This window comes from Deltaproteobacteria bacterium (assembly GCA_019309545.1).
Taxonomy (GTDB): Bacteria; Desulfobacterota; Desulfobaccia; order Desulfobaccales; family Desulfobaccaceae; genus Desulfobacca_B.
In genome coordinates this window covers 1-3628 of sequence record JAFDGA010000073.1, presented here as the reverse complement: position 1 = coordinate 3628, position 3628 = coordinate 1, and the positions used below count along the sequence as shown (strand labels likewise).

General features: G+C 51.0%; 4 protein-coding genes. 2 read left to right on the top strand and 2 right to left on the bottom strand.

Annotated elements, in window-relative coordinates; translation table 11 throughout:
- Together JRG72_11630 and JRG72_11625 are read right to left on the bottom strand one after the other, a co-directional pair.
- A partial coding sequence (locus JRG72_11630) for a PAS domain-containing protein (protein MBW2135854.1) occupies positions 1-388 on the bottom strand: 388 nt, incomplete at its 3' end.
- A 324-nt stretch (positions 389-712) separates the two neighbouring features.
- Entirely contained in the window at positions 713-2452 is a 1740-nt protein-coding gene (locus tag JRG72_11625) for an ArsB/NhaD family transporter (GenBank protein MBW2135853.1), read from the bottom strand.
- Positions 2453-2647: 195 nt separating this feature from the next.
- Here JRG72_11625 and JRG72_11620 point away from each other — a divergent pair, with 195 nt between their 5' ends.
- Both JRG72_11620 and JRG72_11615 read left to right on the top strand, forming a co-directional pair.
- Positions 2648-3154, top strand: coding sequence for a CBS domain-containing protein (locus JRG72_11620; GenBank protein MBW2135852.1), 507 nt, complete (start codon positions 2648-2650; stop codon positions 3152-3154).
- 118 nt (positions 3155-3272) lie between these two features.
- Positions 3273-3628 (top strand): SLC13/DASS family transporter (locus JRG72_11615; protein ID MBW2135851.1); only part of this gene is annotated, 356 nt, incomplete at its 3' end.

Sequence of the window (3628 nt, the reverse complement as noted above, 5' to 3'; positions counted from 1 at the left end):
AAAAAATATTCTTACCGCCCCACTTATATTGGTCCACAAAATATTGGGGTTCCCCGGTTTTAAGGGCCAGCATATATTTCTGTTGGGCTTCGGTACCCTGGATATTTGGGAAAATTTCGTAGAGAGATTTGCCCAAGGCCTCGGAAGCCCTGATGCCGGCGACTTTCTCGGAAGCGGCGCTCCAATAAATGCTTTCCGCCAGCTCTCTATATCTGGCCTCACTCCTCTTCAGGGCTTTAATGGCCTCTTGGCGCTCAGTGATTTCCTGATGCAATAGTTCATTAAGCAGAGTCAGTTCAGCAGTATGTTGGTCTACCGAGCCCTCCAATTTTTTCAAATATTCGATTATTTTCTTCTCTTTCTGCTGGCGGTAAGTACTATCTTCCATAAAAAAAACGCTGAAACTAATTAAGTTATTGAAATAAAACAATAATAACGGTAAAATATTATCAACCTTTTTTTATATTGTCAATAAAAATTCTGTTTTTATACCGATTAGCTTTCAAATGAGTAATTTTATCCTTTATCCCCTCTCCCCCGCTGGCGGGGGAGAGGGCGAGGGTGAGGGGGCATTTTAGCTCTTTGATCGCAACTTGGTATTATACCCCTCTTATTATCAGCCCTCGTTCACGGAGGGGCATGGGGCGAAATCTACACAAAAAGGGCCACCCGCCCTATGGCGGATGACCCCAGGCCAACTTGCTCCGGTTAGTTAAATTTCAAAGATAAGCAGGTAAGCGGAGGCGATGATGATAGTGATCAACATGGGGATGAAGCAGGCTCGCATGTAGTAGAGGAAAGAGATGGGATAGCCTGCCTTTTCGGCCAGACCCACCGTCACCACATTGGCCGAGGCGCCGATCATGGTGCCATTGCCGCCCAAACAGGCGCCCAGGGCCAAGGCCCACCATAACACCCCACTTTCCGCTCCGGGAATGGTTTCATTGAGGAAGGCAATGATGGGCAGCATGGTGGCGGTAAAGGGGATGTTGTCAATGGCCGCCGAGGCCAGAGCCGAGACCCAGAGCACCATCAACACCGCCACCACCAACGATCCTTGGGAAACCTGGGCCACCCATTCGGCGATGACCTGGATCAGGCCGGTCTCTTCCGCCCCGGCCACCACCATAAACAGGGCCATAAAAAATATCAGAGTGGGCCATTCCACTTCATGCTCCAGCATCTCCACAATGTCGATGCGACTGACGGCCAAGAGCAGCATGGCCCCGGTCAGGGCGGCAATCGACGGCTCCATGTGCAGCACCCCGTGGATGATAAACAGGAAGATGGTAAAAGACAGCAGGCCTAAGGCCATGGTTAACAATTTTTTGTTGGTGATTTTGTATTCTTCCTGCAGATAATCAATAGTGCGCCCCACATCCTTGATCTCTGCCTTGAGATAATCTTTCTTGTACCAGTAAACGTAATAGATTAAGGAGATTACCAGGCAGACAGCGACAATAATGGTCAGGTTCATGACAAAATCAACAAAGCTGAGTTTGGCATAGGAGCCGATCAGGATATTGGGCGGGTCGCCGATCAGGGTGGCGGTGCCCCCGACATTGGAGGCAAAGACCTCGGGGATCAGGAAGGCAATGGGATTGATCTTCAGGGTAATGGCGATCTCAATGGTCACCGGGATCATCAGCAACATGGTGGTGACATTATCCAGGAAAGCTGAGCAGACTGCGGTAACCACCATCAGGATGCAGGACAGGATAAAGACATTGCCCCGGGCCATGGCGTAGGACTTAAAGGCCAGCCACTGGAACAGACCGGTTTTTTTCAGCACCCCGACAATGATCATCATGCCCATAAGCAGGAAAATGACATTCATGTCAATGGCGTGCATGGCGTCCTCGAAGCCCAAAATAAAGTAGCTTTTATCGAAGGTTCCGGCGGTATAGCTAATAAATAGAATTAACGCCGCGCCCAAGAGCGCCGCCAGGGTACGGTGCATCAGTTCGGCGGCAATGATGCCATACACAAAGAGCAGCGTCAGGGTCGCCAGCCAAAAGGCCGGGGTGATCTGACGATACAGGGTAAACTGCTGGTGCGCCTGAAATAGCCGATTGCCTTCCTGGTCGGTGCCGACTTCGATCAGTTTGACCGGAGTAGGGGCAATGGACCGCCAGCACGGTTTGTGGGCCTTGACCGTCACCTCGGCGGCGGGCAGTGTGCCCGCCGGCAAGTGCACTTCCGCCACGAAGGTGCCCTGGCTGCCCGTGGCGACAGCCTCCTCGCCCTCCAGGTGCACCGGCTGGCCGTTGACCAGGATCTCCACTTCCACCTCTTTGACCCCTTTGCCCTGGGGATTGTTAATGGCCCCGGACAGGCTGAGTCGATCCCCGGCAGCGGCTGCCGGGGCCGCCCCCCCACTGCTGGCCCAAAAAGTAGTGGCTACTACGACCAGGATTAAGTATTGCAAAAAGTAACGGGGTTGTTTCACCATGATGGCATTCTCCTGAGCGGGACAGGGATATGTGAATTATTACACGTAAAGTTCATTTTTGTCAAAAGAAAATACTTCAAAATATATCTTGTCTTAAGAATTTCTTGACATTTTAAAGTATTTGCACTACAAACAAAAATCAATTCTTGTGATAAATGTAACAAAATGCAACGTCCTAGGTTAGCGGAGGAGCCCATGCCGAATAAGACCAAAGTTAAAGACCTGATGATCCGGTTGGAGGATTATCCTCATATCCCCTATTGGTTCACCCTGCGTCAGGCCATGGCTATTGTCCGGGAGACGGCCATTAAGTTTGAAGGGGTGTTTGAACCCCGGGCGGTGCTGGTGTTCGATGAAAAATACCAGCTTGTGGGTATTTTAACCCTGAGAGACATTATCAAGGGTCTGGAACCCCGATTCCTCAAAGAAACTGTGTTGGTCAAACAGGATATCAGTCTTACCGTGTTGTTGGGAGATCTGTTCGGGCCCAACATGAAACAAGAGGCGCAGAAGCCAGTCAGTGAGGTGATGAGCCCCATTAAGATCACGGTGGAAGCGGAAAGTCCTATCGCCAAGGCCATCTTCCTAATGATCAAAGAGAATGTCGGCATGATGCCGGTGCTCCAGGATAACAAGGTGGTGGGAATAATTCGCCTCAGTGAGCTGTTCACCGAAATTTCCGGGATGGTGCTGGGAGACTGATTTTGCCCAACCGCCCATCCGTAAATCTGCATATTTCCCTTCAGGCGAGGCCACTTATGCAGTCAGCCGTGAAGATGCGTGGGTTATCGGTTCTGGAAGGATGGAGGGAGGATAGCTAATGGCAGAAGAAAAAGAAAGAATGCCGGTCGGCGAAGGCCTGCCGGAGATGCCGGAAGAGATTAGACTGGCCCCGGTAAGGGTGCGGATAAACTGGCGGCGTATTGTGTTTATTATGATAGGAGCAGGGTTATTTGCGCTTTTTTATTTAGTCGAGACTCTGCCGGATGCCGTTGATCCGGCAGGTAAGGTTTTCAAGCTTTCCTGGGAGGGTAAACTGGCTATCGGCCTGTTTCTGATGGCCGGTGTCTGGTGGGTCTTCGAGGTCATGCCGATCGGCGCTACCTCTATCGCCATCGGGGTGGTGCAGACGCTTTTCTGGATTCGGCCGGCCAAACAGGCATTAGGTGACTTTTT